Consider the following 26,337-nt stretch of genomic DNA (forward strand, 5'->3'; position numbering starts at 1 on the left):
CTTCTTCTTTCTTCTTCGCTTCGGCTCAGTAGCTCGCGATGGGCACCGGGGCCGCGTTCTTGAAGGTGAACACGGTGATCGGCGCCTGCTTCATGTTGCCCTTGTCGTCGTAGGCGTAGGTGGCGGCCACGCCCTTGTAGGTGGCCTTGTAGAGCTCGGCGCCGACCTTGTCGGGATCGATGGAGTTGGCCTTCTTCATCGACTCGCCGATGAAGAGCACCTGGTCGTAGTACGAGGCGGCGTACGCGTCGGGATCGGCGTTGAAGCGCTTCTTGAACTTCTCCTTGAAGGCCGGGCCGCTCTGCGCCTTCTCGAGGATGGAGCCGCCCTGCGCGCAGAACACCAGGTCGTTGACCGCGTCGCCGCCGAGCTTGCCGGTGGCGGGGCTGCAGACGGTGTCGCCGCCCAGCAGCTTGCCGGGCACCGCGAGCTGCTTCATCTGGCGCGCCATGGGCGCGGCCTGCGGCGCGTAGCCGCCGAAGAAGATGGCCTCTGGCGCCTTGGACTTCATGTTGGTCAGGATGGCGGTGAAGTCCACGGCCTTGTCGGTGGTGAACTCCTGGCCGACGACGGTCAGGCCCTGCTTCTTCGCTTCCTTGGTGAACTCCTCGGCGAGGCCCTGGCCGAAGGCGGTGCGGTCGTCGATCACGCCGACCTTCTTCACCTTCATTTCCTTGGCCGCGTACACGGCCATGGCGCTGCCGATCTGGTTGTCGCTCGCGATGATGCGGTAGAGGTTCTTGTAGCCGCCCTGCGTGACCTTCGGGTTGGTGCCCACGGTGGAGACCATGGTGCCGCCGTCGCTGTAGATGCGCGAGGCCGGGATGGCCACGCCCGAGCAGTACGGGCCCATGACGTACTTCACGCCGTCGTCCACGAACTTCTGCGCCACGCTCACGCCGGTCTTGGCGTCGCACTGGTCGTCTTCCGAGGCCAGCTCGAACTTCAGCGTCTTGCCGCCGACGACGAGCTTCTTCGCGTTGAGCTCCTCGATGGCGAGGCGCACGCCGTTTTCATTGTCCTTGCCCGCGAAGGCATTGGGGCCCGACAGCGGACCGCTGTGACCGATCTTGACCACCTGCTCCTGCGCATGCGCCTGGCCGGCGAGGGCCAGGGCGATGACGGCGAGACCGGGAAACGAAACCATGCTTGCTTTTGTCTTCATGCTTCTTCCTGCTGGGTTGGGGACGATGAAAAACACGCTGCCGGCGGCCGACGGGTAAGCCGGCGCCAGCGCGCCGTCGGTTTATTACATGACCGACTGGTATTGAACAGGCCTCGTCGCGAGCGCCTTCTTCACGATGCCTTCGACGAACTCGCGCTCGGCGCCGACGAGCGGCAGGCGAGGGCGGCGCATGTGCTCGGTGCCCACGCCCACCAGCGCGTCGATGAGCTTGAGGTTCTGCACGAGCTTGGTGGACACGTCGAGGTGCAGCATCGGCGTCATCCACTGGTAGAGCTTGAGCGCCTCGGCGAACTTGCCGGCCTTCATCAGGTCGTAGAGCGCCACGGTCTCGCGCGGGAAGGCGCAGCCCACGCCGGCGAGCAGGCCGTCGCAGCCCAGCGCCAGGCCCTCGTAGGCGAGGTCGTCAACGCCGAGGAAGAGCTGGTAGCGGTCGCCCACGGTGTTGCGCAGGTCGGTGATGCGGCGGATGTCGTCGGTGCTTTCCTTGATGGCGGCGATCCATTCGCAGTCGGCCAGCTCGACCATGTGCGCGGGCTTGAGGTCGACGCGGTAGGCCACCGGGTTGTTGTAGACCATGATGGGCTTCTGCGCCGCGTTGGCGATGGTGCGCACGTTGAGCATGGCCTCGCGCGCGTCGGCCACGTAGATCACCGAGGGCATCACCATGAAGCCGGCCACGCCGAGCTTGTTGGCGCCGTCGACGTAGCGCAGCGCCTCGCGCGTGCTGGTCTCGGACACGTTGGCCAGCACCGGGATGCGGCCGTCGGCGGCCTCCAGCGCGATCTTCGCGACCTGCAGCTTCTCCTCCAGCGTCAGCGTGCTGGCTTCGCCGAGCGAGCCGCAGGTGACGAGGCCGTGGATGCCGTTGCGGATCTGGAAGTCGATGTGCCGGGCCGTGCCCTCGGCATCGATGCTCTCGTCGGCGTTGAACTTGGTGGTGACGGCGGGAAAGATGCCTTGCCAGCGGGGATTGCTCACTTGATCGCTCCTTTTGGTGTGCGGTGTGGAAGCGTCGCACTTTAAATATATTAAGGATATATGGTCAAGATATCCGTCGGGCAAGCGCTCTTCCGGGCGAGGTTCTTCTGTGATATCGGCGGCACAAGGCGCCGAGCCCCGCGGCGGGGCCGGCGACAACGGTTTCCGACCGGCTACTTGTGCCCGTCGGCGGGGCGCAGCACGCCGCGCCTGAGCGTGACCGGCTTGCCGATGGGCGGCGCGGTCTTCGTCTCGACGGTGCGCAGCGCGCCGTCGTCCATGCGCACGCCCACCTCGTAGACGGTGACGGTGCGCACGTGCTTCTCGACGGCATTCCCGGCGAAACCGCCGCCCACCGCGCCCAGCACCGTGGTGGCGACGCGCCCGTTGCCATGGCCGAACTGGTTGCCGACAAGGCCGCCGACCACGCCGCCCGCGACGGCGCCGACACCGGTGGTCTTCTGTGCGCGCTGTACCGGGTGCACCGATTCCACGCGGCCGCAGACCGCGCACGGCGGTGGAGCGGGCTGCGCGGCAGCAACCGGTGCTGCGGCTGGTGCGGGCGCCTGCGGCACTGCCGGTTGCATCGCCTGGACCGGCGCGGGTTCGGGCGCCCTGACAGGCGCCGCTGCCGGAACGGGCGCGGGCATTGCGGGCGGCGCCTGCAGCGCTTCAGGCTTGAAGTCGTCCAGCGCGTTGGGCGTGGCCGGAGCCGCGGCGACGACGACGGGAGGCGGGACACTCGCGGCCGCATCCGGCCCTTGCTGCCGGTGCAACAGCACCCCGCCAAGCGCCACCACGGCCACCGAGAGAGCGCCGATCACTGCCCACAGCGCCTTGGGCGACCTGGTCACCGGCTGGCCCGGAGGCGGATTGAATGGCGACGTCGGATCCATGAAAAAGCTCCTTTCGCGGACCGGGGCGGAATGCCCCGGAACCCACGAGGAAGCATGAATGCGGCGGGCGCGTTGTCAATTGACCGGCGTCCTACACGGCGATGTGAGCCACCTCCCTGAGAAACCGCTCGCTCTCGCTTTGCATGCCGCGCGAGATGGACTCCCAGGTCCATTCAGGAAAGTCCGCAGGCAGCAGGGCCTCGACTTCGTCCAATGCGTCATCCACTGAAGCCACCATCTCCAGCATGGCATTCCAGACGTCGATGCCACCGTGCTTCATGGCCAATCCATGCCAATGGCGAGCCTGGATGGTGTGAAGGAGATAGTGCGGGTTCTTCGACCGGATGGCCATGGCCAGGCCCGCCTTGCGCGGCTGGAACTGATTGGGTCCGTTGCCGAAGTACGGCCACATCGAGATGACGTCGTAGAGCGGCGTCATTTCGTAAGCGTCGCCGCGCAGCAGGCGGATCGAGAAGTTCTTGGCGTGGCCGTCCGTGGCGGCGAGCAGAAAGAACGCCAGTTGCGCGAGCAGGAACCGAGTGCCGTCGCCGGCATTCCCGCTGCCTTGCAGAAGCTGCAGGCACTTGCCCATGCCGGGGCCACCGTGCTGCTCGTATTTCTTGTCGGAGGGCAGGCCCATCGCCTGGCAGAAGTCTTCCTGCGGCAGGCGCGCGATCCAGGCGCCGCCGTCCATCCGCTCGCGATCGAATCGCTCCACGACAAGAACCGTCTGTCCGCCGAAAGAGGCCATGGAGGTCGGCGCCACAGGCAGGCCGAGTGCCTCGACGATCTGCGCGCACAGCCATTCGTTCTGCACCGAATCGGAGGCGTCCACGCGCTTCGAGCCGCCGATCAGTCCGAGCGGCAGCTTGACGATGTGCGTGGTGGGCGTGGCGCCGTGCGGACGGCACCACCTGCCGTTCCAGAAGGTCAGGGCGGTCTTTTCCTGCGCGCCGGCAAGGGAGATGCGAAACAGATCTTCGTCCTGCATTCCCTCCGGTGTGTCCTCGGATGGAATGGCCTGGAGCAGCGCCGCGATCTGCTCTTCGTCCAGCGGCTCGCAGTTCACGGTGTCCCAGCCCTGGGGCACTGCGTCCTGGGGCAACAACTGCACGGCCCCGACACAGTCGCGGCCGATGGCTTCGAGCAGGTCGAAGGTCCTGGCGTCCTTGAGCCTGAAGCGGCTGCGCAGACGCGCGCGAATCCTGTCGCTGTCGGGCAGCAGGTTGTCGAAGTAGTTCTTCACCACCTCGCCCCGCACTTCGAGCGCCGGGTTGATCGGGATCGACAGCGACAACGAGCGGTGCCGGGGCAGCGTCAGCCAGCGGGGGTCATACCGGAACGAATGGGAGTCGCGATCGACAGACCACGTGCCGACGAACTCGCCGTTCATCCATGCATTCAGCGCCTGCGTCACCACGTCTCCCTCTTCGCCCGGATCAGGAAATTCCGCCGTGATGTCGGCTCCACGGTCTTGTCGGGATTGAGCGCACGAAGCTCGCGCAGCAATGCGCCCATGCCAGACCTTTGCGCGGCGACGCCTTCAGCAGGATCGGCGAGGTCTTCCGGCACAAGGCTGGCCAGTACCGATTGGTCGCTCATCCTGCGGACGGTCCACTTTCCCTGTCCCTGCGGGAGTTTCACATCGTCGTCCGGCAGCGCGTCGTGGGCACGCCCTTGCTCGTCCACGGTATCGGGCATCGAGGCCGAAGGCTCGTCTTCTCGCAGGATGAACGAGGCTCCGAGCGCCGACAGCAACTTCATCAGCTGCTCGAAGCTCACCGCGCCCGGACCGGCTTCGATCTCGGCGACCCGAGCCTGGCTGACGCCGATGAGCGCACCGGCCTGAGCCTGCGTCAGGCCGCGCCTTTTTCGCAGCGCCTTGAGGTGCGGCCGCAGTTGGTCGACGAAGCGCAGGGGATAGTCCATGTTGCGATCAACATATCGGCCCTGGCTTATTTTGTCAATATATCGTCTAAAGCCGATATTATTGATTTACTGGCTCAGGCTTATAAAGCGTGCCTCAATCGATCTTCGCCCCCGAAGCCTTCACCACCGCCCCCATCGCATCCCAATCAGAGCGCAGCAGCTTCTGGAATTCCTCCGCGCTCTGGCTGCGCGGCTCCACGCCCAGGCGCTTGAAGCGTTCCTGGATCGCCGGGTCGGCCAGCACCTTGTTGGCCGCGACGTTCAGGCGCTCGACCTCGGCCTTGGGTGTGCCGGCCGGTGCGAGCAGGCCGATCCACGAATCGAAGGCGTAGCCCGGCAGGCCGCTCTCGGCCACGGTCGGCAGCTTGGGCAGGAAGGGGCTGCGCGACTGGCCGGTGGAGGCCAGCAGCTTCATGCGCGCGTCGTCCTGGAAGCCGATCACGCCGATGCTCGACGAGATCACCGCCTGCACGCGACCCGCGAGCACCTCGTTGACGGCCTCGCCGGTCGACTTGGTCGGGATGTGCGTCATCTGCAGCCCCGCCTTCGCGAGGAAGGACGCCATCGCCAGGTGCGTGGCGCTGCCGTTGCCTGCCGAGGCGTAGTTGTACTTGCCGGGGTTGGCCTTGACCTCCTTGATGAAGTCGGCCGTGCTCGACACGCCCATGCCGCTGGCCACCGCGAGCACGTAGCCCGCGTTGCCCACGTTGGCCACGCCGACGAAGTCCTTCAGCGGGTCGTAGCTGAGCTTGCTGTAGAGAAACCCCGCGATGTTGTGGCTCGCGGCGGCGAGGATCAGCGTGTTGCCGTCGGCCGGCGCGCGCGCCACGATCGCCGCGCCCACGGTGCCGCCCGCGCCCGCGCGGTTCTCGACGATGGCGCTGGCATTCAGCGCGGCGCCCAGCTCGTTGTTGAAGGCGCGCGCCACCGTGTCCTGCACCGCGCCGGTGCCGAAGGGCACGACGATGTGGATCACGCGCTGCTGCGCATGCGCCGGAACGCCGAGCGCGAAGGCCGCGGCCGTGGTCGCGAACAAGGCTGCGAGGGAACGTCGGGTGAACGGGGTCGTGGTCATCCTGGTGGCCGCTTTCTTTTCTTCATCATCAACAGAGGGAAGGGAACGCCGATCAGGCGCGCGCCGGCAGCCAGCGCTGCACCAGCTTCACGAAGTAGCTGGCACCGATCGGGATGATCTCGTCGTTGAAGTCGAACGAGGTGTTGTGGATGATGCAAGGGCCGGGCCCGTGGCCGTCGAGCCGGTGGTCGCCGTCGCCGTTGCCCAGGAAGGCGTAGCAGCCGGGCCGCGCGAGCAGCATGTGCGCGAAGTCTTCGGCGCCCATCACGGCGGGGAAGTCGTCGGTGACCATGTCGTCGCCCACCACCTCGCGCATCACGCCCGCTGCGAAGCGCGCCTCGGCCGGGTGGTTCACGGTCGGCGGCGAGGAGCGCTTGAAGAACACGTCGGCCGTGCAGCCGTGCGCCGCCGCCACGCCCGCGGCCACTTCGCGCAGGCGGGCTTCGAGCTTGTCGATGGCGTCGATGGAGAAGGTGCGGATGGTGCCGCCCACCGTGGCCACGTCGGGAATCACGTTGGGCGCGTCGGAGCCCTGCAGCTGCGTGACTGCCAACAGCGCGCGCTCGGTGCTCGGGATGGTGCGCGCCACGATGGTCTGCAACTGCTGCGCGAGCGTGACCACCGCCGCCACCGGGTCGATGCCCGTGTGCGGCATCGAGGCGTGCGTGCCGCGCCCGCGCACGGTGATCATGTAGGTGTTGCTCGAGGCCATCAGCGCGCCCTCGTTGAGCGCGAAGCGGCCCACGTCGCCCACCGGGAAGTTGTGCAGCCCGAAGACCGCGTCGCACGGGAAGCGCTCGAACAGGCCCTCGTCGATCATCTTCTTGGCGCCGGCCTTGCCCATCTCCTCGGCGGGCTGGAAGATGAAATTCACCGTGCCGTCGAAGTCGTCGGGCCCTTGCTGCGACAGGTGCCAGGCGGCGGCCAGCAGCATGGTGGTGTGGCCGTCGTGGCCGCAGGCGTGCATGCGGCCGGGGTTCGTCGACTTGTGGGCGAACTCATTGGCTTCGTGCAGCGGCAGCGCGTCCATGTCGGCGCGCAGGCCGATGGTGCGACTGCCCGTGCCCTTGCGCAGCACGCCGACGAGCCCCGTGCCCGCGATGCCGCGATGCACCTCGATGCCCCATTCGGCGAGCAGCTTCGCCACCTTCTCGGAGGTGCGGTGCTCTTCGAAGCCGAGCTCGGGGTGGGCGTGGATGTCGCGGCGGATCTCGACGAAGCGGGCGGCGTTGGTGACGAAGGAGTCGGCGATGTTCATGGCGGGGGCTGCTGGCTGCGGAATCGTTCGATGGAAGAAAGAAGCGAACGATTCTGGCGCAGCCGCCCGCCGGGCGCACGCTGGATTACGAGAGCCGGCCTTCCTGCCTCAGCCTCGCGCCGATACGCCGGATCTCCGCTTCGCCCTGGTCGAGCGTCGCGCGGCTCGTGTGCACCGAGTAGTGGCCCAGCACCAGCTCGTGCGGATGCTTCACCGCCGAGCCCAGCACGAAGGAGGTGTCGCCGTGCGCGACGAAGTCGATGGCCGCGCCCGATTCCTCGAACACCGCGAGCTCGCCCGCGCCGATGGGGCCGCCCCTGTTGTCGCCGCTCTCGAGCCCACCTTCGTTGACCGCGACCCAGCCCACGGTGTGGCCGGCCGGCGGCACGTAGCTCCAGCGCTCGCCGTCCTTCAGCTTCACCGCCAGGTAGTTCATCGGCGACGGCGCTGGAATCGGGCTCTGCGCCGAGCCGTAGCGCCCCAGCAGCACGCGCGCGGGCCCTTCCGTCGGCACCTGCGAGGGCGCGAGATACATGCTCTGCGCCGGCGCGTTCTCTTCCGAGGCCGGCAGCGCCACCCACAGCTGGAAGCCGCGCACGCGCTCCACGCCTGGCGCGGGCGCGCCCGTGTGCCACACGCCGTTGCCGGCCCGCATCCATTCGACGCCGCCGCCGTGCAGCGTGCCCTGCTCGCCGGTGGTGTCGTCGTAGAGCGTGTCGCCTTCCATCAGCCAGGTCAGCGTGGCGATGCCCGAGTGCGGATGCAGCCCGAAGCCCTTGTGGCCGCCCGTGACGTCGAAGCCGAAGAGATCGAGGAACACGAAGGGCTTGAGGAATTCGCCCAGGTCGCCGGGGCTCATCAGCCGCGTGATGCCGCCGTGGCGCGAGCCGCGCGTGCGGTAGACGATGGCGCGGGCCTGCGTTGCGACTGCGGCGGTCATGCGGCCTCCCTCGCAGTCTTCAGCGCCTTGGTCCACCACGCGATGTCGTCGAGCAGCGCGGTAGCGGCCTGCGCCAGGTGCGGGAAGTCGGCGAAGCTCTTGCCCTGCTGCCAGATGCCCAGGAACTCGACCATGCCGATGTGCACCGCGTGGCGCACCGGTGCCATCTGCATCTCGACGGCCACCAGCCGCAGCTGCTCGATGGCACGCGCAGCGCCCACGCCGCCGTAGCCCACGAAGCCGATCGGCTTGCGGATGAATTCCTTGTAGGCCCAGTCGATGGCGTTCTTCAGCACCGCGCTCGGGCCGTGGTTGTATTCGGGCGTGACGACGATCAGGCCGTCGAAGGTGGCCAGCTTCGCCTGCCAGCGCTGCGCGGCCTCGTTCTTCACCGGCCCCCAGGCCGGCGCGCCGGCTTCGTTGAAAAGGGGCAGCGGGTGGTCGCGCAGGTCGACCAGCTCGAAGGCGAGGTCGGTGCGCTGCTTCGCGATGTCGTGGATCCACTGCGCGGGCTTCTCGCCAAAGCGGCCTTCGCGGGTGGAGCCGAGGATGATGCCGATGCGGGGTTGTTGCTGGGTCATGGGGGTACTCCGGGAAAGTTGAAAGAAGGGAAATCAGGTCAGGCCGCCGTGACGGCGGCTCGGGGCAGAGGCCGCAGGCGCCAGGCAACGAAGCCCGACAGCAGCGCCAGCACCACCGCCGGCGCCGGATTGCCGCCGATCAGCACCAGATGCGTGGCCACGGCGCAGACCATGGTCGCGGCCAGCAGCAGGCCGCCGAGGAAGCCGGTCGCGGGCACCAGCAGCAGCAGCGCGCCGCCAACCTCGACCAGGCCCGTCAGGTAGCGGAACCACTGGCCGAAGCCGATGGCGTCGAACACCTGGACCATCTGCTGCGCGCCGGCCAGCTTGGCCGCGCCCGCGGCGCCGAAAGCCAGCGCCAGCAGGATGCGGACGCCCCAGACGATGCGGCGCTGCGTGGGAGAAGCAAGGGATGAAGTAGTCATGGCCACAAGGTTAGGCACGCACCCATTGATCGACTAGGCGGTAGAGTCGGATTGCACTCGTCCAAAAATAGAAGGAATTACCCCTCATGCTCGATCTGAACGACGTCGCCATGTTCGTGCAGGTGGTCCGTCACGGCAGCTTCGCCGAGGCGGCCCGCAGGCTGGGCCTGCCGCCCAACACCGTGAGCCGGCGCATCCAGCAGCTCGAGTCGCAGCTCGGCACCCGGCTCATGCAGCGATCCACGCGCAAGCTCACGCTGACGAGCGCCGGGCAGGCCTTTCACGACCAGTGCGCGGGTCTGGTCGACGGCTTGGCTGCCGCCGGACAGGCGCTGGCGGCCGGGGGCCAGGAGCCCAGCGGCCTCGTGCGCGTGGCCGCACCGGCGGATTTCTTCGATTTCTTCCCGATGGAATGGGTGGCCGGCTTCCTGGCCGAGCATCCGCTGGTCAAGCTCGATTTCGTGCTCAGCGACGCGGCCGCCGACCTGATCGCGGAACAGATCGACGTGGCCTTCCGCGGCGGCGTGCTGCGCGACTCGGGCTACGTGGGCCGGCGGCTCATCACCCGCAGCGGCGGCCTGCTGGCGAGCCCCGCCTACATCGAACGGCGCGGCGAGCCCCGCAGCCTGCAGGACCTGGCCCATCACGACTGCGTGACGCCCTCGAGCCCCTCCGGCCACGCCATCTGGCAGCTCACCGGCCCCGACGGCGTGGATGAGGAGGTGCAGGTCACCGGCCGCTTCACCGGCAACACCGCGCAGGCGCTGCGCAAGGCGGCGCTGGCCGGGCTGGGCATCGCGCAGCTGCCGCCCGCGATGGCGACGCGCGACGAGCAGGCGGGCCTGCTGGTGCGGGTGCTGCCGCAATACGAATACAGGGGCCGGGGGCTCAACGTGGTCTATCCGAGCCGCAAGCACCTTCCGCTGGCGGTGTCGGCCTTCATCGGGCTGGTGATGGGCAAGCTCGACCAGATGGACGCGTTCAAGTAGCCGGGCCGCCGGCAAAGGCCCGGCCGCCAGTGCTTTCGGGTTTCGGCTGAGAATGCGACCCCATGAAAATCGCAAAAGACACCGTCGTCACCATCAAGTACAAAGTCTCGGACGCCCAGGGCAAGCTCATCGAGGCGAGCCCCGAGCCGATGGCCTACCTGCATGGTGGATACGAGAACACCCTGCCCAAGATCGAGGAAGCGCTCGACGGCAAGGAAAAGGGCTACCAGACCGTGCTGAACCTCGCGCCCGAAGACGCCTTCGGCCAGCGCGACGAGTCGCTGGTTCGCAGCATCCCCAAGACCGACTTCCCTCCCGGCGTGAAGGTCGGCGGCCAGCTGCAGGGCCGCCTCGACGACGGCCGCGAGCACGTCTTCACCGTGATGAAGATCAAGGGCCCGGTCGTGCTGCTCGACGGCAACCACCCGTGGGCCGGCAAGGCGCTGAAGTTCAGCCTGCAGGTGACGGACGTGCGCACGGCGCAGCCGGTGGAGATCGAGCACCGACATGTTCATGGGGCGCACGGGCATCATCACTGAGGCATCGGCTCTCCCGTTCTCGCTGCCGCCCGCCGACGGCTAGTTCTTCTTCCAGAACCTCGGCGCGTCCTCGATCTTTTCCAGCGCCTTGCGGCAGGCCTTCGCGCCGGCCGCATGTCGCGCTGTGAACCATCCCACGGCGAACCACGCGCGTGCGTCGCGCGCTGTGGCCTCTCGGTACAGCGCGAGCGCGACGGCCTCGTCGTTGTATTCGCCGAGTGCGTCCTGCGCGGGACGCAGGGCCTTCAGGTAGCGGCTGGCGGCGCCTTCTTCTTTCTCGTCGAACAGCGGTGCCACGAACTCGGCGAGGTAGCGCAGGCGCTTGAGGCGCTTGCGCACGCGGTGCTGGCTTTCGGTGTCCAGCGATTCGAAGCGCTCGCCGTCGCGCAGTACCTGCTTGTGCAAGTGCTGCAACCGCTGGCGCAGCAGGCGGCGAGCGGCGTTGGCGCCGACGGGCGCGGGGGCTGGCGGGGCTGACTGGCCTTCTTCAGCGGCGAGTGCCGGTGCTGGTTCCGCCGGCTTCGCGGCGGTGAAGCCGATCAGCGAGACGAGTACGTTCTGGAAGGCCGGCGCGCGCACGATATCGCCGGGCGAAGGCGCGTCGACAGCGGCGGCATCGTCTGCGGCCAGCGGGTCGAAGTCGGGCGCGCCGGCTTCGCGCAGGCGCGGCTGGGCCAGCTTCACGACCTGCTCGCGGTCGCGCAACGCGCCGAGCGCGCGGAAGGCTTCGACGAGCGGGGGCTCCCATTCGGCGGCTTCGACGAGGCCCGAGGCGGGGTCGAGCGGCGCGAGCTCGCGCAGGGCCGTCCGCAACCGGCGGATGCCGATGCGCAGCTGGTGGATCTGCTCCTCGTCGGCGCTGCCCGCGGCGATCTCGCTCGCGTTCGGCAGCATCTGCGCAAGGCACGACGCCACCACGGCCTGCCGGATGGCCAAACCGTCCGGCTGCCGGGCGGCGAAGCGCGGCGGCTCGGCCTTCACGGCTTCCACCGTCTCCTGCGCCGCCAGCAGGCGCGCGCCGCGCTCGGCCTTCGATACGGTGCTGAACCACAGCCCATGCTGCTGCGACCAGCGCCGCGCTAGCGAGACCAGGCCCTGCACGTCGCCGCGCTTGAGCTCCAGTTCGAGCTCGCACACCGGCGATTCGCGCTGCTCGGGCGTGCCGGCATGCGCGACGACCTTGCCGACATCGAGCGCCATTTCCACCACCGCGCCGCCGGGCCCGGTGACGCGCAGGTCGCGCGTGAGCCGCACGATGTCGGTCGATTGCCGTTCGACCAGCGGCGTGCTCCCGCCTTCGGCCAGCAGCTTCGCGAGCCGCTCGCCCACGGGCGTGCCCTGGTGGCGCTGCGGATCGATCTGCGGTGTCGGCCCCGTCGTGCCGAGGTCGACGTTGTGCTCCAGCCGGTGCAGGGCGTTGTCGCCGGTGGCCTTCACGGTCTGCACCCAGCGCCGCCCTTCCTTGCGCAGCCGCAGCACCATGCCGTCGGCGGCCAGGCGCTGGTCGGCGGTGTCGAAATAGCGGGCCTGCAGGCGGGTGCGCACGACGGTGCCGCGCTTCAGGGCGGCTTCCACCGCCTTCAGGCGGCTCGGGGGGATGCAGAACTTGAACTCGATTTCCATGAGGCCATGATGCCCGCTCCCTTTCACCGCATGCAATGCCGGCCCCCACGCTGCCGAGGGTCGGATTTCGCTTGTTCGAAAAAAGATGTGGACGCCGTCCATTTTCTTTGATATCTTTTGTGGACGGTGTACACAACACATGGCGAAACAGGACACCGGACTCAACCCACATCCACTCTTTTTCATCCAAAGGACGACACCATGGCCACCAAGCAGATCTTCGTGAACCTCCCCGTCAAGAACCTCGACAAGACCAAGGCGTTCTTCGCCGCGCTGGGCTACACCTTCAACGAGCAGTTCACCGACGCCAATGCCGCGTGCATGGTCGTCCAGAAGGACAGCATCCACGTCATGCTGCTGGTCGAGGAGTTCTTCAAGACCTTCACCACCAAGAGCATCACCGACACCGCCAAGAGCACCGAAGTGCTGCTGTGCCTCTCGTGCGAGAGCCGCGCCGAGGTCGACGAGCTCGTGGCCAAGGCCAAGGCCGCCGGCGGCACCACCCCGACCGAGCCGAAGGACTACGGCTTCATGTACGGCCACGGCTTCCAGGACCTCGACGGCCACTTGTGGGAGCTGGTCTACATGGACCCGAACGCCGAAATGCCGAAGCAGTAAGGCGCGGCAGGCAGACCGCCGAAGGGGAGAACGATCGATGCCCATCGTTCCATACGCGCTCTTCACCGTTGCACGGAAGGCACCTACCGCAAGGCGGCGCCGCCCCGATATTCCAGGCACTGGCGCGGCATCATCGGCCGCGCCCCACCTGGAAAGGAACAGCAGCGACATGACCGACAACGACAGCAGCGTCAGCAAGAGCCCCATCGTGCGGATCGCCCCCCTGGGCTTCCCGTGGCAGACGATCGACCCGTTCCTCTTCTGCGTCTATCACGACGACGCCTACCCGAAGGCCAACGGCCGCATGGGCCCCGAGGCCTCGCTGGCCGGCCGCCAGATCGGGCAGGACTTCAGCCGCAAGGACGGCTGGAGCATGTACCACGGCGACACGGTGCCGGGCTTTCCCTCGCACCCGCACCGCGGCTTCGAAACCGTGACCATCGTTCGCAAGGGCCTGGTCGACCATTCCGACTCGCTGGGCGCGACCGCGCGCTTCGGCGGCGGCGACGTGCAGTGGCTCACGGCCGGCAAGGGCATCGTGCATTCGGAGATGTTCCCGCTGCTCGACGACGCTGCGGCGAACCCGCTGGAACTGTTCCAGATCTGGCTCAACCTGCCGGCGAAGAACAAGATGGCCGAGCCGCACTTCACGATGTTCTGGTCGGAGGCCATTCCGCGCTTCGTCTCCGACGACGCCAAGGGCGGCCGCACCGAAGTCGCGGTGATCGCGGGCCGGCTCGGCGACGACCCCGTCAACGGCAGGGCCCCGATCCAGCCGCTGGCGCCGCCGCCCGACTCGTGGGCCGCGCAGGCCGATGCCGACGTGGCGATCTGGACGCTGAAGATGACGCCCGGCGCCCAATGGACGCTGCCCGCCGCCACCGGCGAGGGCACGCGGCGCATGCTGTACTTCTTCAAGGGAGCGGTTGCCCGCATTGCCGGCGAACGCGTCGAGGGCCCGGCGGCCGTCGAGCTGCGTGCGAACGAGGCGGTCGACATCGTCAACGGCGAGGCCGGGACCGGCGAGTTCCTGGTGCTTCAGGGCCGTCCGATCGCCGAGCCTGTGGCGCAGTACGGCCCCTTCGTGATGAACACGCAGGCCGAGATCGGCCAGACCATGGCCGACTACCGCCGCACGCAGTTCGGCGGCTGGCCCTGGGACGATCCGGCGCCGGTGCACGGCCACGACGCCCCGCGCTTCGCCCGGCACCCCGGCGGGCGCGAGGAAGTGCCGGCGGGCTCCGGCGGAAGCTGAGGCCCTAGAAGGTCTTGAGGATCTCGACGCTCGGCGCCGTCATGCGCGGCACGAACTCGATGACCTCGGTGCGCGCCACCCCGCCCTGCACGAAGGGGTCGCGCGCCAGCACCGCCTCCAGGCCCTCGCGGTCGCCCGAGCGTGCGAGGATCACGCCGCCCTGGCGCGGCACCTGCCGGCCCGAAGCCACGAAAAGGCCGCTTTCGTAGTGCTTCTTGAGCCAGACCATGTGCGCATCCATCAGCGCGTCGACTTCCTCGAGCGGGCGGATGTAGGTGAGGGTGACGATGAACATGGGCGCGGCGGCGGTGAATTCGGAAGCCCCGATCCTATGACCTCGGCGGGGCACTCGCCGACCGCAGGTGTGCGCGGTCGTAACCGGTATCACGCCGGACGCGTATTTCTTTCTTATTCGACCTGCTCGACTTACTCGATCGCGACGCCGCCTTCCTTCACCAGCTTCGCGAACTTCGCCGTCTCCTCGCGGATCTGCCGCGCCATCTCTTCCTGGGTGCCGCCCAGCGGCTCGGCGCCGATGGCCTGCATGCGCTGCGCGAAGTCGGGCGAATGGATGATCTTCACCATCTCGGCGTTCAGGCGCGCGACGATCTCCTTCGGCGTGGCCGCCGGTGCGAGCACGCCGAACCAGGTGCCGATGTCGAAACCCTTGAGCCCCGCTTCGTCCAGCGTCGGCACGTCCGGCAGCACCGACGAGCGCCGCGCGGTGGTCACGGCCAGCGCGCGCAGCTTGCCGCCCTTGATGTGCTGCAGCACCGGCGTGATGGTGTCGAAGGACATCGCCACCTGACCGCCGAGCAGGTCGGTGGTGAGCGGCCCGCTGCCCTTGTAGGGAACGTGCAGCAGCTTCGCGCCGGTGCTCGCCTGGAACTGCGTGCCGATCAGGTGCTGCGCGGTACCGTTGCCGTTGGAGCCGTAGGCCAGCTTCTCGGGCGCGGCCTTGGCGAGCGCCACCAGCTCGGCCACGTTTTTCGCGGGCGTGTTCGCGGCGTTGATGACCAGCACGTTCGGCACCATGGCCACGACGGTGATGGGCGCCAGGTCCTTCTGGAAGTCGTAGGGCAGCTTCTTGTACACGCTGGTGGCGATGGTGTGATGCACCGCGCCCATCAGCAGCGTGTAGCCGTCGGGCTTGGCCTTGGCCACGTAGTCGGCGCCCAGCGTGGCGCCGGCGCCCGGCTTGCTTTCGACCACCACCGGCTGGCCGAGCGACTGCGAGAGCTTGTCGGCCAGCGCGCGGGCCAGCACGTCGGTGGTGCCGCCGGCGGGGAAGGGCACGACGAGGCTGATGGGCCGCGCTGGCCAGCCTGGAGTGGGCTGCGCCTGCTGCGCGAAGGCGAGGGCCGTGGCGCCCAACCCCGTTGCGAGAACTGCGGCGTGCAGCATGGTGCGCCGGCGGCGCGCGTTCGATGAAGCGTTCATGGTTTGTCTCCGGCTCGTTGTAGTGGTGCGCGCATCGAGGCGCGCGGATACCGTGGAATCGCTCGTTCGCCCGGGGCGGCGGATCAGGCCGCCAGCCGCAGCGGCTCGGCCGCTATGTGCGCGCACACCGCGCGCGTCACCTGCTCGGTGGTCGCGGTGCCGCCGAGGTCGCGCGTGTGCAGGGAGGGGTTGGCCGTGACGTGCTCCACCGCGGCCATCACGCGGCGCGCCGCCTCGGCTTCGCCCAGGTGCTCGAGCAGCATCACCACCGACCAGAAGGTGCCCACCGGGTTGGCGAGCCCCTTGCCCATGATGTCGAAGGCCGAGCCGTGGATCGGCTCGAACATCGACGGATAGCGCCGCTCCGGGTCGATGTTGCCGGTGGGCGCGATGCCCAGGCTGCCCGCGAGCGCGGCCGCGAGGTCGCTCAAGATGTCGGCGTGCAGGTTGGTGGCGACGATGGTGTCGAGCGAGGCCGGCCGGTTGACCATGCGGGCGGTGCAGGCGTCGACGAGCTCCTTGTCCCAGCTCACGTCGGGGAACTCCTTCGAGACCTGCAGCGCGATCTCGTCCCACATCACCATCGCGTGGCGCTGCGCGTTGCTCTTGGTGACCACGGTGAGCAGCTTGCGCGGCCGCGAGCGGGCCAGCCCGAAGGCGAATCGCATGATGCGCTCGACGCCCGCGCGGGTCATCATGCTCACGTCGGTGGCGGCCTCGATCGGATGGCCTTGGTGCACGCGGCCGCCGACGCCGGCGTACTCGCCCTCGGAGTTCTCGCGCACGATCACCCAGTTCAGGTCTTCCGCCCTGCAGCGCTTCAGCGGCGCGTCGATGCCGGCCAGGATGCGAGTGGGCCGCACGTTGGCGTACTGGTCGAAGCCCTGGCAGATCTTCAGGCGCAGGCCCCACAGCGTGATGTGGTCCGGAATGTGCGGGTCGCCCGCGGAGCCGAAAAGAATGGCGTCCTTCTTGCGCAGCGCGTCGAGGCCGTCGGCCGGCATCATCTCGCCGTGCTCTCGGTACCAGTCGCCGCCCCAGCCGAAGTCCTCGAAGCTGAAGCTCAACGCGCCGCCGGAGGCCGCGGCCAGCGCCTCCATCACCTGGCGGCCTGCCGGGATCACTTCCTTGCCGATGCCGTCGCCGGGAATGGTGGCAATGCTGTAGCTGCTCATCGTCGATGTCCTCGTTCGTGTGTATGTGCTCTGTCGGGCTCCCACTGTAGGATCGACCGCATCGAACGATTCACGCCGAAAGTGAATCCATCGTTAACCTGAATTCAACAATCGGATCACCCATGGCAGCCCCGGTCCAACCCGCCGACCTCGGTTTCTTCTCCACGCTCGCGGCCAGCGGCAGCCTGAGCGCAGGGGCGCGCGAGCTCGGCATCAGCACGCCGGCCGTGAGCAAGCGCCTCGCGCAGATGGAAGCCCGCCTGGGCGTCACGCTGGTGAACCGCACCACGCGGCGCATGAGCCTTACGCCCGAGGGCGAGCTCTACGTGGCGCACGCGCGTCGCATCCTCGGCGAGATCGACGACATGGCGCAGCTGCTCGGCGGCGCGAAGGGCGAGCCGCAGGGGCTGCTGCGCGTGAACGCCACGCTGGGCTTCGGGCGCAGCCACGTGGCGCCGCTGATCTCGAAGTTCGCGCGCAGGCATCCGCAGGTCGAAGTGCAGCTGCAGCTCTCGGTCAACCCGCCGCCGCTGACCGACGACGCATTCGACGTCTGCATCCGCTTCGGCGCGCCGCCCGAGGCCCGCGTGATCGCGCGGCGCATCGCGTCGAACCGCCGCCTGCTGTGCGCCTCGCCCGCCTACCTCGCGCGCGCGGGGCAGCCCAAGGTGCCCAACGACCTCACGCGTCACCGCTGCATAGGCATCCGCCAGGGCGACGAGGGCTACGGCATCTGGCGGCTGAGCAGCGGGCGCGGCACGGCGCAGCGCACCGAGGCAGTGAAGACGCGCGGCATGCTCAGCACCAACGACGGCGAGATCGCGGTCAACTGGGCACTCGACGGCCACGGCATCCTGATGCGCGCCGAGTGGGACATCGCGCGCTACCTGCGCAGCGGCCGGCTGGTGCAGGTGCTGGCCAACTACCGCACGCCCGACGCCGACATCTACGCGGTGTACCCGCAGCGCCACCAGCTGTCGGCGCGAGTGCGAACTTTCGTCGACTTCATGGCCGCCGCGCTCGGAAAAGACGACATGCCGCCCAAGGCTTGAGCCACGATCCGACAGGCGCGGGCCCGTGTTTCTGCTACGGTGTTTTCGAACCGATCGCTCCTGATCGCTCCTCGACGAAAGGCCGTTTCATGCCATCGCGCACGCCGCAGACCCTGCCGCCCGCCTTCGTGCCGCCCTACCTGCTGAGCCGGCTCGCCGAGAACGCCAGCGCGCCCCTCAGCGAACGCGCGGTGAACACGCTGACGATCGACCGCGAGCACCGCGCGCTGCGCGGGTTCGTGCCGCCGGCGGTGGTGCAGGGCGCGACTGCCGTGCCGCCGCGCGCGGCGCGGCCCAACTCGCCGGAACGCGCGATCTACGACGCGGGCCACAAGACCGTGCTGCCCGGAAAGCTGGTGCGCACCGAAGGCAGGCCCGCCACCGGCGACATCGCGGCCGACGAGGCCTACGACCACCTGGGCGCGACCTGGCGGCTGTACCACGACGTGTACGAGCGCGACTCCATCGACGGCGCGAGCATGCCGCTGACCGGCAGCGTGCACTACGGCAAGGACTACGACAACGCCTTCTGGAACGGCACGCAGATGGTGTTCGGCGACGGTGACGGCGAGGTGATGAACCGCTTCACCATCGCGGTGGACATCATCGGCCACGAGCTCACGCACGGCGTGATCGATCACGAGGCCGGGCTGGTCTACCAGGGGCAGCCCGGCGCGCTCAACGAATCGATCTGCGACGTGTTCGGCGTGCTCGTGAAGCAGCACGTGCTGAAGCAGACCGCGCAGCAGGCCGACTGGCTCATCGGCGCCGGGCTCTTCATGTCCAGCGTGAAGGCGAAGGCCCTGCGTTCGATGGCCGAGCCCGGCACCGCCTACGACGACCCGGTGATCGGCAAGGACCCGCAGCCCGCGCACATGAAAGACTTCGTCGTCACCTCGCAGGACAACGGCGGCGTGCACATCAACTCGGGCATTCCGAACCGCGCCTTCCATCTGGCGGCCGTCGCCATCGGCGGGCCGGCATGGGAGACCGCGGGACGCGTCTGGTACGACACGCTGCGCGACAGGCGCCTGCGCCAGGACGCCGACTTCGAGGCCTTCGCGACGCTCAGCGTCGATGTCGCGTCGCAGCGCTTCGGTGCCGGCAGCGCGGTCCGCAAGGCGGTGGCCGACGCCTGGCAGGCCGTGGGGGTGATCGAGCCATGATCCGCCTGCCACCGCTGAACGAGGCGACCACCGTGCGCGTGACGCGCGAGGGCGGCGTGGCCTACGTGCCGGGTCTCGCGCAGCCGCGCAGCTTCCAGCTCGGCGACTGCACGCAGGAGCTGCGCCAGCAGATCGGCGATGCGCTGCAGAGCGCCGTGCCGCACGCCGGGCAGCAGGCCGGCGCGACGGTGTCGGGCGGCGACCAGCGCTTCTATCGCGTCGAGGTGCTCGTGCGCAGCGCCGGCGAGCAGCAGGACATCTTCGTGAGCTTCGAGGTGCCCGAGGCCGAGGCGCCGGAGGCGCTGGTGCACCTGTGGAAGGAAGCGGGCAAGCGCTGAGGCCTAGGCGCCGCCCAGGACCACCGACGCGATCAGCCACACGTTGGCCGCGCCGATCACGCCGAACAGCAGCCACGCCAGCGACTTCACCACCGCGCCGTTGGCGAAGTCGCCCATCAGCGCGCGGCTGCTCGTGAAGCGGATCAGCGGCCACATCGCGAACGGCAGCTGGAAGCTCAGCACCACCTGGCTGAGCACAAGCATCTTGCCCACGCCGCCGTCGCCGAACCACCAGACGCCCAGCCATGCCGGCCCGAGCGCCAGTGCGCGCGTGATGAGCCTGCGCTGCCAGCACGGGATCTTCAGGTCGAGAAAGCCTTCCATGATGATCTGGCCCGCGATGGTGCCGGTGAAGGTCGAGCTCTGCCCCGAGGCCAGCAACGCGATGCCGAACAGCGTGGCCGCGACCGCGCTGCCGACGATGGGCTCCAGCAGCCGGTAGGCATCGTCGATCTCCGTCACCTCGCGGTGGCCGGTGGCGTGGAAGGCGCTGGCCGCGAGCACCATGATGGCCGCGTTGACCAGCAGCGCGAGCGAGAGCGACACCACCGCGTCGAGCGTGCAGAAGCGCACCGCCTCGCGGCGCGCGGGCTCGGTGTCGGCCACCAGGCGCGTCTGCACGATGGACGAATGCAGGTACAGGTTGTGCGGCATCACCGTCGCGCCGACGATGCCGATGGCCAGGTACAGCGCGCCCGGCTGGTGCAGCCGCTCCAGGCTCGGGCCGAAGCCCATCGCCACGCCGAACCAGTTGGGCGGCGACATCGCCAGCTCGACGACGAAGCAGGCCGCGATGGTGCCCACGAGCCCCAGCACGATGGCCTCCACGCGGCGGAAGCCCGCGCCCTGCAGGCCCAGCACCAGCAGCGTGTCGAAGGCCGTGATGGCGATGCCCACCGGGATCGACACGCCGAACAGCAGGTGCAGGGCGAGCGCACTGCCCAGCACCTCGGCGAGGTCGCAGGCCACGATGGCCAGCTCGGCACCCAGCCACAGCAGGCGGTTGACGCGCGGCGAGTAGTGCTCGCGGCAGGCGCGGGCCAGGTCCTTGCGCGCGACGATGCCCAGCCGCACGCACAGCGTCTGCAGCAGCATCGCGGCGAGGCTCGCGAGCAGCACCACGAACAGCAGGCCGTAGCCGAAGCGCGAGCCGGCCTCGATGTCGGTCGCCCAGTTGCCCGGGTCCATGTAGCCGACCGACACCAGCAGGCCCGGGCCCGCGTAGCGCATCAGTTTCTTGAAGAAGGGCAGGTCCTGCGGGACAGCCACGCTGCCCTTGACTTCGGAAGGACAGAAGGGCGCGGTGGCCGTGCGGGGCAGCGGAAAGAACATGCGGGCGATGATAGGGACAAGGCCGTGGCGTTGTCGCGGACCTGACCGGCACGGTCGCGCCAAATCTCTTAGATTCGACCGTCGTATTCACCACTCACTCAACCGGAGACCCTTTCAATGATCCACGTCGTCGCCGTCATCACCGCCAAGCCGGGCCAGCGCGCCAAGCTGCTCGAAGCCTTCGCCGCCAACCGTGCGGCCGTGCTGGCCGAGGAGGGCTGCATCGAGTACGGCGCCACGGTCGACGCGCAGGGCATTCCCACGTCCAAGGCCAGCTTCGGCCCCGACACCTTCGTCGTAATCGAGAAGTGGGAAACGCTGGCGCACCTGCAGGCGCACGCGGTCGCGCCGCACATGAAGGCCCACAGCGAGAAGACGAAGGAATTCACCGAGGGCAAGCTGATCCACGTGCTCGAGCCGATCTGAGGCTCGCCTTCGCGCTCGTCGCGCACCCTTCGGTTTCGCGGCTTCATGCATTCGCGCGCGGCGCGATGCGTGCTACCGTCGCGCCGGGAGCACGCACCACCGATGCACGATGCATGCATCGCGGGCCTCGTGGAGAGAGGGGAACCGAAGGCATGGCGATCTTTAGTTCGCAGCAAGGCTGGCGCTTGCGCAGCCTGTTCCTGCCCGGCGCGCTGGCAGCCGCCGTCCTGGCCACCGGCTGCGCGCCATTGCTGGCGCCGCCCTACGCGGCCGACTACGAAACCCTCGACAAGCTGGAGGCCACGCGCCCCGGCATGGTGGCCCTCACGAAGGCGCAGCCGACCGACGCCGAAGAGAAGGTCAACACCGTGCGCCTGCGCAGCGCCAGGCTGCTGTCGCCCAGCGGCAGCTTCGCGCAGTACCTGCAGGACGCGATGATGCGCGACCTCGGCGAGATCTCCGTCTACGACCCGAAGGCGCCCACGCGCATCGCGGCGCGCGTGCTGGTCAACGAGATCGACCTGGGCGTGATCAACGGCAGCGGTCGCATGGAAGTCGAGATCACCGTCACGCGCGACACCACGCAGCGCCTGCGCAAGACATACCGCGCGGAGACCGCCTTCGATTCGAGCTACGCCAGCATCGTCGCCGTGCCCGCCGGGCAGGCCGCGTATCCGCGCCTCGTGCGTGCCTTGCTGCGGCAGGTGTATGCCGATCCGCAGTTCGTGGCCGCCATCGGCCGCTGATCCCCAGAGGCCAGGAGGCGCTTCGATGCAGTTCCTTTTTCGTCCAGCGACCATCGCGCTGTCGGCCCTGTCGCTGCTCGCCGGCTGCGTGCACCCGATCACCATGATCACCGAGACCGCGCCGGCGCGTTCGCAGGCGCACCTCGTTCCAAAGAAGGTCGCCTACGTCATGACCGACGCGGACCGCGACCTCGAAGTGGTCACGCCCGGCGGCAGCGGCGACCGCGTGAGCTACTACCCGTACCGCGACCTGGAGAAGTCGATCCGCGACGCGCTGCGCGCCGTGTACCGCGACGTGATCGTGCTGCGCACCGCCGGCGACGCGAAGGCGAACGAGGCGGCGGGCGTGTCGCTGGTGTTCTCGCCGCGCATCAAGACCGATTCGAGCTCGTCGTCATGGATCAGCTGGCCGCCGACCTCGTTCACGGCCGAGGTCTCGTGCGTGGTGAGCGATGCGGCGGGCGCCGAAGTCACGCGCGTGCGTGCGGTGGGCAACGGCACGGCGGAGTTCGGCGAATTCAAGGGCGACTTCGGGCTGGCGGCGCGAAGGGCCGCGACGCGGCTGACGTCGCAGCTGAGCAGCGAGATCCGCAGGAATGAGAAGCTGCGATAGCGGTGAGGAGCCCGATAAAAGGAGCCCAATAAAAAAACGCGCCCGAGGGCGCGTTTTTCGTTGAAGCCGCGAAGTCTTACTTCGAAACGACCTTGACCATCTCGAGGCACTTGTTCGAATAGCCCCACTCGTTGTCGTACCAGCTCACGAGCTTCACGAAGGTGCCGTCGAGCGCGATGCCGGCTTCGGCGTCGAAGATCGAGGTGCGCGGGTCGCCGCGGAAGTCGGTGGCCACGACCTTGTCTTCGGTGTAGCCCAGCACGCCCTTGAGCGCGCCTTCGCTCTGTGCCTTCATCTCGGCGCAGATTTCCTTGTACGTGGCTTCCTTCACCAGCTCGACCGTCAGGTCGACCACCGACACGTCGGAGGTCGGCACGCGGAAGCTCATGCCGGTGAGCTTCTTGTTGAGCTCGGGGATCACCACGCCCACGGCCTTGGCCGCGCCCGTCGACGACGGGATGATGTTTTCCAGGATGCCGCGGCCGCCGCGCCAGTCCTTGTTGCTCGGGCCGTCCACGGTCTTCTGCGTGGCGGTGGCGGCGTGCACGGTGGTCATCAGGCCGCGCTTGATGCCCCACTTGTCGTTCAGCACCTTGGCCAGCGGGGCCAGGCAGTTGGTGGTGCAGCTGGCGTTGCTGATGATGGCTTCGCCGGCGTACTTCTTGTCGTTCACGCCGTAGACGAACATGGGGGTGTCGTCCTTCGACGGTGCCGACAGGATCACCTTCTTGGCGCCCGCGTCGATGTGCTTCTGCGCCGTTTCCTTCGTGAGGAAGAGGCCGGTCGACTCGAGCACGATGTCGGCGCCGACTTCGTTCCACTTCAGTTGCGCGGGGTCGCGTTCCTGCGTCAGGCGGATCTTCTTGCCGTTCACGATCAGCGTGTTGCCTTCGACCGTGACTTCGCCCTTGAAGCGGCCATGCACCGAGTCGTACTGGAGCATGTAGGCCAGGTATTCGGGCTCGAGCAGGTCGTTGATGGCAACGATCTCGATGTCGTTCTTGAAGTTCTGCACCGCTGCGCGCAGCACGTTGCGACCGATGCGGCCGAAGCCGTTGATACCGAGTTTGATAGCCATCTGACTTGCTCCTAAGGTTGAAAAACTTGTTTGTCGTGAACCGGCGAGAGATCGAATTGATCGATCAGTCGCGCAGCGCGGCTTCCACCGTGGCGGCGACGTTCTCCGCCGTGAATCCGAAGTGCTTGAACAGCGCCGGCGCCGGTGCCGACTCGCCGTACGTGTCGATGCCGACGACTGCCGCGCAGCCGTACTTCCACCAGCCGCCGGTGCAGCCCATCTCGACGGCGATGCGCGGCAGCTTCTTCGGCAGCACGCTCTTCTTGTAGGCGAGGTCCTGGCGGTCGAAGGTGGTGGTCGAGGGCATCGACACCACGCGCACGGCGATCTTCTTCTCGGCCAGCAGCTTCTGCGCGGCCAGCGCGAGCGGCACTTCGGAACCGGTGGCGATGATGACGGCGGCCGTCTTCTTGCTCTTGAGGCCGACGACTTCAGGCTCGGCGAGCACGTACGCGCCGCGGCTGATGTCACCGAGTTCGCTCTTCGGCGCGTAGGCGATGTTCTGGCGGCTCAGCAGCAGCGCCGTGGGGCGCGACTGGTTCTGCAGCGCCACGGCCCAGGCCACGGCCGTCTCGGCCGTGTCGCCCGGACGCCAGACGTCGAGGTTGGGAACGAGGCGCAGCGAGGCGGCGTGCTCGATCGACTGGTGCGTCGGGCCGTCTTCGCCCAGGCCGATGGAGTCGTGCGTGAACACGTGGATCACGCGGCGCTTCATCAGCGCGGCCATGCGGATGGCGTTGCGGCTGTAGTCGCTGAAGGTGAGGAAGGTGCCGCCGTAGGGGATGTAGCCGCCGTGCAGCGCCACGCCGTTCATGATGGCGGCCATGCCGAACTCGCGCACGCCGTAGTTGATGTGGCGGCCGATCTGGCCTTCGGGGTGCTGTTCGGAGGGCTCGGTGCGGACCACGGCGCCGGTGGCGGCGTCGAAGCGCAGCGCGGGCGTGCTCTTGGTGTTGGTGAGGTTCGAGCCGGTCAGGTCGGCGCTGCCGCCGAGCATCTCGGGCAGCGCGGCCGTGAAGGCTTCCAGCGCGAGCTGGCTGGCCTTGCGGCTGGCGACGGTTTCGCCCTTGGTGTGGGCGGCAACCACGGTGTCGAACGCGACCTGATGGAAGTCCTTGGGCAGCTCGCCCTTCATGCGGCGGGTGAACTCGGCGGCCAGCTCGGGGTAGGCGGCGGCGTAGGCGGCGAACTTGTCGTTCCAGGCGGCTTCGGTCTTGGCGCCGGCTTCCTTGTGGTCCCAGTCGGCATACACATCGGCCGGGATCTCGAAGGCGGGGTAGGGCCAGCCGATGGCTTCGCGGGTAAGCACGATTTCTTCCGCGCCCAGCGCCTCGCCGTGCGCCTTGGCGGTGCCGGCGCGGTTCGGACTGCCCTTGCCGATGACGGTCTTGCAGACGATCAGCGTGGGCTTCGACTCTTCCTTCTTGGCCTTGGCGATGGCCTTGGACACCGCCGCGGCGTCGTTGCCGTCGATCGGGCCGATGACGTTCCAGCCGTAGGCCTTGAAGCGCTCTTCGGTGTTGTCGATGAACCAGGGCTTGACCTGCCCGTCGATGCTGATGCCGTTGTCGTCGTACAGCGCGATCAGCTTGTTCAGGTGCCAGGCGCCGGCCAGCGCGCAGGCTTCATGGCTGATGCCTTCCATCATGCAGCCGTCGCCCAGGAAGGCGTAGGTGTGGTGGTCGACCACGGCGTGGTCCTTGCGGTTGAACTCGGCAGCCAGCAGCTTCTCGGCCAGCGCGAAGCCCACGGCGTTGGTGATGCCCTGGCCCAGCGGGCCGGTGGTGGTCTCGACGCCCGGGGTCACGTCCACTTCGGGGTGGCCCGCGGTCTTGCTGTGCAGTTGGCGGAAGTTCTTGAGTTCGCCGATGGGCAGGTCGTAGCCGGTCAGGTGCAGCACCGAGTACAGCAGCATCGAGGCGTGGCCGTTCGACAGCACGAAGCGGTCGCGGTCGAACCAGTGCGGATTGGCGGGGTTGTAGCGAAGGTGATCGCCCCAGAGTGCGACGGCCATGTCGGCCATGCCCATCGGTGCGCCCGGATGTCCGGAATTTGCTTGTTGGACGGCATCCATGGCCAGTGCGCGGATTGCGTTGGCCATCAGGGCGTGGTTTGCCATGTGCGGTGGACTTTCGGAGGGAAAAGGGAGGATTGGGGTGGGGAGAACCCGCGATTTTACCGGGCGAGCCCCGGACGCTCCCGATACGGCCTGAACACCCTTCCGATGCTTCTGTGCGTTCCCACGTGTGTCGCCCTCCGGACGGACTGCTAGAGTTGCCACCCATGCACGGGCTGCACCTCACCGCCGACCTCCACGACTGCCAATGCGGCCTGCAGTGGCTCACCGACCGCGACGCCCTGGGCGCGGTCTGCCTCAAGGCGGTGAGCGCCGCCGGGCTGCAGGCGGTGGGCAAGCTGATCCACGGCTTTCCGGCCACGCCGCAAGGCCCTGGCGGGGTCACGGCCACGGTGCTGCTGGCCGAGTCGCACCTGTGCATCCACACCTGGCCCGAGCAGCGCGGCGTGACGCTCGACGTGTACGTCTGCAACTTCAGCGGCGACCACTCGGCCAAGGCCCATGCGCTGATGGAGTGCCTGGTCTCGGTGTTCCAGCCCCTGCACAGCGAACGCAACGAGCTGCAGCGCGGACGGGTCGCGGCGTGAGCGGCAACGCGGTGC

The 26,337-nt window shown here is 68.2% G+C and carries 28 protein-coding genes; 11 read left to right on the top strand and 17 right to left on the bottom strand.

Features of this window, described 5'->3' with window-relative positions:
- Positions 1-25: 25 nt before the first annotated feature.
- The 10 genes from ABL840_RS38560 to ABL840_RS38605 form a co-directional block, all read right to left on the bottom strand.
- Complete coding sequence (locus tag ABL840_RS38560) at positions 26-1,165, bottom strand: branched-chain amino acid ABC transporter substrate-binding protein (RefSeq protein WP_093195893.1); 1,140 nt, start codon at positions 1,163-1,165, stop codon at positions 26-28.
- 84 nt (positions 1,166-1,249) lie between these two features.
- Positions 1,250-2,164, bottom strand: a complete 915-nt coding sequence (locus ABL840_RS38565; RefSeq protein WP_093195892.1) for a dihydrodipicolinate synthase family protein — start codon at positions 2,162-2,164, stop codon at positions 1,250-1,252.
- Positions 2,165-2,337: 173 nt separating this feature from the next.
- Complete coding sequence (locus tag ABL840_RS38570) at positions 2,338-3,060, bottom strand: glycine zipper 2TM domain-containing protein (protein ID WP_093300244.1); 723 nt, start codon at positions 3,058-3,060, stop codon at positions 2,338-2,340.
- A 91-nt stretch (positions 3,061-3,151) separates the two neighbouring features.
- A complete protein-coding gene (locus ABL840_RS38575) occupies positions 3,152-4,453 on the bottom strand; it encodes a HipA domain-containing protein (RefSeq protein ID WP_093300570.1) in 1,302 nt (433 codons plus the stop codon).
- Between the two features lie 20 nt (positions 4,454-4,473).
- On the bottom strand, positions 4,474-4,989 hold the full coding sequence (locus ABL840_RS38580) for a helix-turn-helix domain-containing protein (RefSeq protein ID WP_093300245.1): 516 nt from the start codon (positions 4,987-4,989) through the stop codon (positions 4,474-4,476).
- Between the two features lie 94 nt (positions 4,990-5,083).
- Complete coding sequence (locus tag ABL840_RS38585; protein ID WP_093300246.1) at positions 5,084-6,064, bottom strand: tripartite tricarboxylate transporter substrate-binding protein; 981 nt, start codon at positions 6,062-6,064, stop codon at positions 5,084-5,086.
- Between the two features lie 52 nt (positions 6,065-6,116).
- Complete coding sequence (locus ABL840_RS38590) at positions 6,117-7,322, bottom strand: M20 aminoacylase family protein (RefSeq protein ID WP_093300248.1); 1,206 nt, start codon at positions 7,320-7,322, stop codon at positions 6,117-6,119.
- Positions 7,323-7,407: 85 nt separating this feature from the next.
- On the bottom strand, positions 7,408-8,262 hold the full coding sequence (locus tag ABL840_RS38595; RefSeq protein ID WP_093195887.1) for a pirin family protein: 855 nt from the start codon (positions 8,260-8,262) through the stop codon (positions 7,408-7,410).
- Entirely contained in the window at positions 8,259-8,843 is a 585-nt protein-coding gene (locus ABL840_RS38600) for an NADPH-dependent FMN reductase (RefSeq protein WP_093300249.1), read from the bottom strand. The genes ABL840_RS38595 and ABL840_RS38600 overlap by 4 nt, the downstream gene beginning before the upstream one ends.
- 38 nt (positions 8,844-8,881) lie before the next feature.
- Positions 8,882-9,268, bottom strand: a complete 387-nt coding sequence (locus ABL840_RS38605) for a DoxX family protein (protein WP_093300250.1) — start codon at positions 9,266-9,268, stop codon at positions 8,882-8,884.
- 86 nt (positions 9,269-9,354) lie between these two features.
- On the opposite strand from ABL840_RS38605, the gene ABL840_RS38610 reads away from it, so the two are divergent.
- Positions 9,355-10,257: a LysR family transcriptional regulator gene (locus tag ABL840_RS38610; protein ID WP_093300251.1), complete on the top strand. Its 903-nt coding sequence runs from the start codon at positions 9,355-9,357 to the stop codon at positions 10,255-10,257.
- Positions 10,258-10,319: 62 nt separating this feature from the next.
- Entirely contained in the window at positions 10,320-10,796 is a 477-nt protein-coding gene (locus ABL840_RS38615; protein WP_093300252.1) for an FKBP-type peptidyl-prolyl cis-trans isomerase, read from the top strand.
- 39 nt (positions 10,797-10,835) lie between these two features.
- Here the strand turns inward: ABL840_RS38615 and ABL840_RS38620 are convergent, their stop codons facing one another.
- The gene (locus ABL840_RS38620) at positions 10,836-12,419 is read right to left on the bottom strand and encodes a CYTH and CHAD domain-containing protein (protein ID WP_093300253.1); all 1,584 of its coding nucleotides are present in this window, start codon (positions 12,417-12,419) and stop codon (positions 10,836-10,838) included.
- A 201-nt stretch (positions 12,420-12,620) separates the two neighbouring features.
- On the opposite strand from ABL840_RS38620, the gene ABL840_RS38625 reads away from it, so the two are divergent.
- Together ABL840_RS38625 and ABL840_RS38630 are read left to right on the top strand one after the other, a co-directional pair.
- The gene (locus tag ABL840_RS38625; RefSeq protein WP_093195881.1) at positions 12,621-13,037 is read left to right on the top strand and encodes a VOC family protein; all 417 of its coding nucleotides are present in this window, start codon (positions 12,621-12,623) and stop codon (positions 13,035-13,037) included.
- Positions 13,038-13,206: 169 nt separating this feature from the next.
- Entirely contained in the window at positions 13,207-14,292 is a 1,086-nt protein-coding gene (locus tag ABL840_RS38630; RefSeq protein WP_176947414.1) for a pirin family protein, read from the top strand.
- A gap of 4 nt (positions 14,293-14,296) precedes the next feature.
- Here the strand turns inward: ABL840_RS38630 and ABL840_RS38635 are convergent, their stop codons facing one another.
- The 3 genes from ABL840_RS38635 to ABL840_RS38645 all read right to left on the bottom strand — a co-directional run bounded on the left by ABL840_RS38635 (position 14,297) and on the right by ABL840_RS38645 (position 16,907).
- Positions 14,297-14,587 (bottom strand): YciI family protein, encoded by a 291-nt coding sequence (locus ABL840_RS38635; protein ID WP_093195879.1) that lies wholly within the window; start codon positions 14,585-14,587, stop codon positions 14,297-14,299.
- Positions 14,588-14,718: 131 nt separating this feature from the next.
- Positions 14,719-15,732 (bottom strand): Bug family tripartite tricarboxylate transporter substrate binding protein, encoded by a 1,014-nt coding sequence (locus tag ABL840_RS38640; protein ID WP_093300256.1) that lies wholly within the window; start codon positions 15,730-15,732, stop codon positions 14,719-14,721.
- An 83-nt stretch (positions 15,733-15,815) separates the two neighbouring features.
- A complete protein-coding gene (locus ABL840_RS38645; protein ID WP_093300257.1) occupies positions 15,816-16,907 on the bottom strand; it encodes a tartrate dehydrogenase in 1,092 nt (363 codons plus the stop codon).
- 122 nt (positions 16,908-17,029) lie between these two features.
- On the opposite strand from ABL840_RS38645, the gene ABL840_RS38650 reads away from it, so the two are divergent.
- From ABL840_RS38650 to ABL840_RS38660, 3 genes are all read left to right on the top strand, one after another.
- Positions 17,030-17,959 carry a LysR family transcriptional regulator gene (locus tag ABL840_RS38650; RefSeq protein ID WP_093300258.1) on the top strand — a complete coding sequence of 310 codons (930 nt, stop codon included), beginning with the start codon at positions 17,030-17,032 and terminating at the stop codon, positions 17,957-17,959.
- Positions 17,960-18,048: 89 nt separating this feature from the next.
- Complete coding sequence (locus ABL840_RS38655; RefSeq protein ID WP_093300259.1) at positions 18,049-19,125, top strand: M4 family metallopeptidase; 1,077 nt, start codon at positions 18,049-18,051, stop codon at positions 19,123-19,125.
- A complete protein-coding gene (locus ABL840_RS38660; protein WP_093300260.1) occupies positions 19,122-19,463 on the top strand; it encodes a protealysin inhibitor emfourin in 342 nt (113 codons plus the stop codon). The genes ABL840_RS38655 and ABL840_RS38660 overlap by 4 nt, the downstream gene beginning before the upstream one ends.
- Positions 19,464-19,466: 3 nt before the next feature.
- Here ABL840_RS38660 and ABL840_RS38665 read toward each other — a convergent pair whose 3' ends face one another.
- Positions 19,467-20,795, bottom strand: a complete 1,329-nt coding sequence (locus tag ABL840_RS38665) for an Nramp family divalent metal transporter (RefSeq protein WP_093300261.1) — start codon at positions 20,793-20,795, stop codon at positions 19,467-19,469.
- 117 nt (positions 20,796-20,912) lie between these two features.
- On the opposite strand from ABL840_RS38665, the gene ABL840_RS38670 reads away from it, so the two are divergent.
- From ABL840_RS38670 to ABL840_RS38680, 3 genes are all read left to right on the top strand, one after another.
- Entirely contained in the window at positions 20,913-21,221 is a 309-nt protein-coding gene (locus tag ABL840_RS38670; protein ID WP_093300262.1) for a putative quinol monooxygenase, read from the top strand.
- A gap of 152 nt (positions 21,222-21,373) precedes the next feature.
- A complete protein-coding gene (locus ABL840_RS38675; RefSeq protein ID WP_093300263.1) occupies positions 21,374-21,967 on the top strand; it encodes a hypothetical protein in 594 nt (197 codons plus the stop codon).
- Between the two features lie 25 nt (positions 21,968-21,992).
- Positions 21,993-22,580 (top strand): hypothetical protein, encoded by a 588-nt coding sequence (locus ABL840_RS38680; protein WP_093300264.1) that lies wholly within the window; start codon positions 21,993-21,995, stop codon positions 22,578-22,580.
- A 76-nt stretch (positions 22,581-22,656) separates the two neighbouring features.
- On the opposite strand, the gene gap is transcribed toward ABL840_RS38680, so the two are convergent.
- On the bottom strand, positions 22,657-23,658 hold the full coding sequence (gene gap / locus ABL840_RS38685) for a type I glyceraldehyde-3-phosphate dehydrogenase (RefSeq protein WP_093300265.1): 1,002 nt from the start codon (positions 23,656-23,658) through the stop codon (positions 22,657-22,659).
- A gap of 64 nt (positions 23,659-23,722) precedes the next feature.
- Complete coding sequence (gene tkt / locus ABL840_RS38690) at positions 23,723-25,777, bottom strand: transketolase (RefSeq protein WP_093195867.1); 2,055 nt, start codon at positions 25,775-25,777, stop codon at positions 23,723-23,725.
- 164 nt (positions 25,778-25,941) lie between these two features.
- Here tkt and speD point away from each other — a divergent pair, with 164 nt between their 5' ends.
- Positions 25,942-26,322 (top strand): adenosylmethionine decarboxylase, encoded by a 381-nt coding sequence (speD, locus tag ABL840_RS38695; protein ID WP_093195866.1) that lies wholly within the window; start codon positions 25,942-25,944, stop codon positions 26,320-26,322.
- Positions 26,323-26,337 lie beyond the last annotated feature (15 nt).

Origin of the sequence: Variovorax sp. NFACC27 (assembly GCF_048301545.1) — a bacterium.
GTDB classification, from domain to species: domain Bacteria; phylum Pseudomonadota; class Gammaproteobacteria; order Burkholderiales; family Burkholderiaceae_C; genus Variovorax; species Variovorax gossypii.

Coding starts and splice junctions, on each gene's coding strand:
- gap (WP_093300265.1), bottom strand. CDS start 23,658: ATGGCTATCAAACTCGGTATCAACGGCTTCGGCCGCATCGGTCGCAAC.
- ABL840_RS38675 (WP_093300263.1), top strand. CDS start 21,374: ATGGCGATCTTTAGTTCGCAGCAAGGCTGGCGCTTGCGCAGCCTGTTC.
- ABL840_RS38625 (WP_093195881.1), top strand. CDS start 12,621: ATGGCCACCAAGCAGATCTTCGTGAACCTCCCCGTCAAGAACCTCGAC.
- ABL840_RS38640 (WP_093300256.1), bottom strand. CDS start 15,732: ATGAACGCTTCATCGAACGCGCGCCGCCGGCGCACCATGCTGCACGCC.
- ABL840_RS38585 (WP_093300246.1), bottom strand. CDS start 6,064: ATGACCACGACCCCGTTCACCCGACGTTCCCTCGCAGCCTTGTTCGCG.
- ABL840_RS38650 (WP_093300258.1), top strand. CDS start 17,030: ATGGCAGCCCCGGTCCAACCCGCCGACCTCGGTTTCTTCTCCACGCTC.
- ABL840_RS38590 (WP_093300248.1), bottom strand. CDS start 7,322: ATGAACATCGCCGACTCCTTCGTCACCAACGCCGCCCGCTTCGTCGAG.
- ABL840_RS38580 (WP_093300245.1), bottom strand. CDS start 4,989: ATGGACTATCCCCTGCGCTTCGTCGACCAACTGCGGCCGCACCTCAAG.
- ABL840_RS38600 (WP_093300249.1), bottom strand. CDS start 8,843: ATGACCCAGCAACAACCCCGCATCGGCATCATCCTCGGCTCCACCCGC.
- ABL840_RS38655 (WP_093300259.1), top strand. CDS start 18,049: ATGCCATCGCGCACGCCGCAGACCCTGCCGCCCGCCTTCGTGCCGCCC.
- ABL840_RS38575 (WP_093300570.1), bottom strand. CDS start 4,453: ATGAACGGCGAGTTCGTCGGCACGTGGTCTGTCGATCGCGACTCCCAT.
- ABL840_RS38670 (WP_093300262.1), top strand. CDS start 20,913: ATGATCCACGTCGTCGCCGTCATCACCGCCAAGCCGGGCCAGCGCGCC.
- ABL840_RS38635 (WP_093195879.1), bottom strand. CDS start 14,587: ATGTTCATCGTCACCCTCACCTACATCCGCCCGCTCGAGGAAGTCGAC.
- ABL840_RS38680 (WP_093300264.1), top strand. CDS start 21,993: ATGCAGTTCCTTTTTCGTCCAGCGACCATCGCGCTGTCGGCCCTGTCG.
- ABL840_RS38620 (WP_093300253.1), bottom strand. CDS start 12,419: ATGGAAATCGAGTTCAAGTTCTGCATCCCCCCGAGCCGCCTGAAGGCG.
- tkt (WP_093195867.1), bottom strand. CDS start 25,777: ATGGCAAACCACGCCCTGATGGCCAACGCAATCCGCGCACTGGCCATG.
- ABL840_RS38660 (WP_093300260.1), top strand. CDS start 19,122: ATGATCCGCCTGCCACCGCTGAACGAGGCGACCACCGTGCGCGTGACG.
- speD (WP_093195866.1), top strand. CDS start 25,942: ATGCACGGGCTGCACCTCACCGCCGACCTCCACGACTGCCAATGCGGC.
- ABL840_RS38645 (WP_093300257.1), bottom strand. CDS start 16,907: ATGAGCAGCTACAGCATTGCCACCATTCCCGGCGACGGCATCGGCAAG.
- ABL840_RS38605 (WP_093300250.1), bottom strand. CDS start 9,268: ATGACTACTTCATCCCTTGCTTCTCCCACGCAGCGCCGCATCGTCTGG.
- ABL840_RS38560 (WP_093195893.1), bottom strand. CDS start 1,165: ATGAAGACAAAAGCAAGCATGGTTTCGTTTCCCGGTCTCGCCGTCATC.
- ABL840_RS38595 (WP_093195887.1), bottom strand. CDS start 8,262: ATGACCGCCGCAGTCGCAACGCAGGCCCGCGCCATCGTCTACCGCACG.
- ABL840_RS38665 (WP_093300261.1), bottom strand. CDS start 20,795: ATGTTCTTTCCGCTGCCCCGCACGGCCACCGCGCCCTTCTGTCCTTCC.
- ABL840_RS38615 (WP_093300252.1), top strand. CDS start 10,320: ATGAAAATCGCAAAAGACACCGTCGTCACCATCAAGTACAAAGTCTCG.
- ABL840_RS38570 (WP_093300244.1), bottom strand. CDS start 3,060: ATGGATCCGACGTCGCCATTCAATCCGCCTCCGGGCCAGCCGGTGACC.
- ABL840_RS38630 (WP_176947414.1), top strand. CDS start 13,207: ATGACCGACAACGACAGCAGCGTCAGCAAGAGCCCCATCGTGCGGATC.
- ABL840_RS38610 (WP_093300251.1), top strand. CDS start 9,355: ATGCTCGATCTGAACGACGTCGCCATGTTCGTGCAGGTGGTCCGTCAC.